Source organism: Kitasatospora sp. NPDC093102 (assembly GCF_040683915.1).
Taxonomy (GTDB): domain Bacteria; phylum Actinomycetota; class Actinomycetes; order Streptomycetales; family Streptomycetaceae; genus Kitasatospora.
Window position 1 is genome coordinate 1 of sequence record NZ_JBFBFA010000121.1, and the last position, 3406, is coordinate 3406.

Genomic DNA, 3406 nt, shown 5'->3' on the forward strand with positions numbered 1-3406 from the left:
GCCGTTCGCGATGAGCATGGCGGGCGATGAAGAAGCCCTGCCGGTGGGGTTCCGGCAGGGCTTTTGATCTTCGTGGTGTCACTGGGATGCTCATGGTGCCGTTGGTGTGGCGGCTATTCCGCGGTGACTTCGGCGACGGCGGCTCTGGCGCTGGACTCGTCGACTATGGACTTGCCGTCCGCGTAGGCGGACAGCAGTGACTGGACGGCGAGGTTGTTGACCGCGCGGGGATAGCCGCGCGAGGTGTCGTGGATCAGGGTGATCGCGTCGTCGGTGAACAGCGTGTCGGAGCGTCCGGCAAGGGCGAGGTGGTGGGCGAGGTAGGAGGGGGTCTCCTCGCTGGTCATCGGCGGCATGTTGTAGCGGATGGCGATGCGCTGGTCGAGGGCGGCGAGCATCCCGAGCTTGATCTTGCGCCGCAAAGTGGGCTGCCCGATCAGCAGGCAGGCCAGCGGGCTGGTGCTGTCCATGTCGTGGTTGGTCAGCATCCGCACCGCCTCCAACTGCTCGTGGTCGAGGAGGTGGGCCTCGTCGATGATCAGGACAGGGACGCGCCCCCGCTCGGCGTTCTCGGTGGCCAGCGCGTCGGCGGCCTGCGGGATCAGGGTGGACTTGTGAGGGCGGGGGACGCCGCCGAGCGAGGTGACGATGGCCTGGTGGATGCCGGCGACGCCGACGGCGGGGTTGGGCAGGTAGATGACTGTGTGCCTGGGGTGGTCCAGGCCGGCCAGGGCCGCGCGGATCGCGACGGTCTTGCCGGCGCCGACCTCGCCGGTGATCACCCCGAGCGCTCGCTCGCTGATGCACCATGTGATCCTCGCGGCGGCCTGCGCGTGAGATGAGTGCCGGTGCAGCATCCCGGGAACGAGATCCCGGCGGAACGGCATCTTCGTGAACCCGTAGAACCCCTGGATCTTGTCTATCAACGGCCTTGCCTCTCCAGGTAGTTGATGAAGTCGTCCAGCCCGGTGGCGGCCTCGGCCCTGCGGTGGAACGCGACGGCCAAGCGGATGGTCCGTCCGGCAAGGCCGGGCAGCGACGGCTGCGGGTGCCGGTCGACCTGGCGGCCGGCCAGCCGCAGAGCCCGCTCGAGCAGGTCGCGGGCCGTGTCCTGGTCGGCTTCGAGGGTGTCGATGTGCTCCTGGACCTGGTTCGCGCCGGTCACGGGGCCTCGCCATCCGGCTCGGAGCCTCCCGGCAGGAGGACGGTGTAGTTGATCTGCCGGCCGAGCTCGGCGGTGCGGGCGGTGTCGACCAGCCGCAGGTAGTCGATGCCGGTGGCCGGCGCCGGTTCCGCCTGCGGGGTCTCCGGCTTGGCCTTGGGGTGCGCGTGCCGGGCCAGCGTGTGGGGGACGGCGAGCCCGAACGGGCGGTTGTTGAAGCGGACCTCGATCTCGGTCAGGTAGAACGGGTCGAAGACCAGCTCGACCTTGCGGCCGACCAGCGCGGGGTCGACGTTGTAGGTGTTGGAGTGCAGCGAGACGGTCGCGGTCTTCGTCACGGTGCGGTGCTCGGCCCAGCGGAACGCTTCCCGCAGCTGGGCTGGGGTCGGCTGCGGGAACGGCGCCCCGGCCAGCCAGCGTTCGATCGGCGCCTGGCCGGTCTCCGAGTGGACCCTGCGGTGATACACATGCTCGACCCACGCGGTGAAAAGCCTGTTCAGCGCGGCGAGGTCGGTGACCTTGTCGGTGTCGACCTCGACCAGGAACTGTTCCCGGACAGTTCGGAAGAACCGTTCGATTTTCCCCCTGCCCTCGGGGCGTCCAGGAGTGGAGTGGATCAGCTTGATCCCAAGGCGAGCACACGCTCTGAGCAGGGCGGAGTCCACGAAAGCGGACCCGTTGTCGACATAGACCCCTTCCGGGACGCCGCGGGCCGCGAGCGCCGGGCGAAGAGCCGCGGCCAGGCGGACGCTGTCCTCCGCCCCGCCCCACCGGTGCCCGACCACGGCCCGACTGTTGTCGTCGACGAACGCGAACAGGTAGGCCTTCCGGCCTGCGATCTTCGGCCCGTGAAGGGCATCACCGACCCAGAGCTCGTTGGGGCGGTCGGCCTCGAACCGGCCGAACGCCGCCGGCGGCTGCCCGTCGGGGCGGGTCAGCAGCTCCAGGCGCTGGAAGTGCCGGTGGACGGTGCGGTAGGACGGGCCCCAGCCCAGGTGCTGCTGCAGGATCCGCACCACCTGCGCGGTCGACCGCGACGGATTCTCCCGCTTCAACGCGGCCGCCAGGTCCAGCACTTCCTCCGGCGTCCTGGGCGTGACCTGCCGGGTCGGCGGCAGCAGTGCGTCGAAGCCGCCCTCGCGCCACGACCTCAGCCACCGGTCCAGCGTCCCGCGGGCCACTCTGACCGGTTTGCCGAACGGGTCGGTGTGGGTGCGGGCGGCGATCTCGCGGACCATCGCCCCGCGCTGGGCCGCACTCAGGGCAGCGTCGGCCGCCTCGCGGATCAACTTGTAACGGAACAACGCGACCTGGTGGGCCCGCTCGGCCCGCCGTCGCTCTTCCTCATCGACCAACGCCATCGAAGTTGACCTCCCGACAGGGCTTGGACATGCCGCCGCCAGGGTGGACCCGTCCCGCCGCCGGCCGTCAGGGCCAACTCGTGTTGATCGACTTCATCCCACCGGCGGCGGCCAGCCCGGTGCGAGCAGCCGTCCGTGGCAGGCCGCTGACGCCAGCAGCCAGGTCGGCGCGGTGACCATGCCGAACCTGGTCCCGACTGCCAGCGCGAAGCCCACCACCGCCTCGACCGCATCCGCGACCGGCGACGCCGCGGGCGTCGGCAGCACCACCGACGGATCATCGGCCAGGTCCACCAGCAAGGAGGTGAACACCGCCGCGACCCTGCCGGCCCGCCGCGACCAGCACCGCAACCACCCACGGACCGTCGAGACCGGCCGATTCAGGTGTTCCGCGATCCGCCGGTGGCCCCAGCCGGCCGCCGCCAGCTCCAGCCCGACCCCGACCACCTCGACCAGGTCAGCCCGTCTGGCCAGCGACGACGCGGGAAGCAGGACATGCGTGGCCGCGCAGGACCGGCAACGGGCCCGACGCGGACGCACCTCCACCACCCCGGACTCGCCCCGCAACCGGCGCAGACACCCCCATCCCCACCGGGCCAGCACCCCACCACACTGAGGACACGTCAAATCACCATCCGCCAGACGCCGTTCGACAACAACGGCATCCACCTCTACCGTGACCAAGAGCGCCTCCGGGCGCACCCAGACGGCCCTCCCGGCTCTCGCGACCAACGACAACGGGAGGGCCGTTGCCATGCCAGGACATGGTCACCGTGCCGCCCGGCACCCCGAAGATCAACCCCGCTGCAACCATCAATTCACCGTGCTCACCGAGAGTGGCACAACCAGGCCTATCCGTACTCATGCTGAGTGGCAATCAACA

The 3406-nt window shown here is 70.2% G+C and carries 4 protein-coding genes and 1 pseudogene; all 5 read right to left on the minus strand.

The window, feature by feature from the left end; all coding sequences use genetic code 11:
- Nucleotides 1-113 precede the first annotated feature (113 nt).
- Nucleotides 114-926 (minus strand): ExeA family protein, encoded by an 813-nt coding sequence (locus tag AB0O11_RS39170; RefSeq protein WP_363397357.1) that lies wholly within the window; start codon nucleotides 924-926, stop codon nucleotides 114-116.
- Nucleotides 923-1165, minus strand: a complete 243-nt coding sequence (locus AB0O11_RS39175) for a hypothetical protein (protein ID WP_363397359.1) — start codon at nucleotides 1163-1165, stop codon at nucleotides 923-925. Before AB0O11_RS39175 ends, AB0O11_RS39170 begins: the two co-directional genes overlap by 4 nt.
- The gene (locus AB0O11_RS39180; RefSeq protein ID WP_363397362.1) at nucleotides 1162-2523 is read right to left on the minus strand and encodes a DDE-type integrase/transposase/recombinase; all 1362 of its coding nucleotides are present in this window, start codon (nucleotides 2521-2523) and stop codon (nucleotides 1162-1164) included. The genes AB0O11_RS39175 and AB0O11_RS39180 overlap by 4 nt, the downstream gene beginning before the upstream one ends.
- A gap of 93 nt (nucleotides 2524-2616) precedes the next feature.
- A complete protein-coding gene (locus tag AB0O11_RS39185; RefSeq protein ID WP_363397365.1) occupies nucleotides 2617-2835 on the minus strand; it encodes a hypothetical protein in 219 nt (72 codons plus the stop codon).
- Nucleotides 2836-2859: 24 nt separating this feature from the next.
- Nucleotides 2860-3279: pseudogene (locus AB0O11_RS39190) on the minus strand (helix-turn-helix domain-containing protein); the annotation flags it as partial.
- Between the last annotated feature and the right edge of the window lie 127 nt (nucleotides 3280-3406).

Bases quoted from the DNA above. Each gene is read 5' to 3' on its own strand.
- AB0O11_RS39180 (WP_363397362.1), bottom strand. From the start codon at position 2,523: ATGGCGTTGGTCGATGAGGAAGAGCGACGGCGGGCCGAGCGGGCCCAC.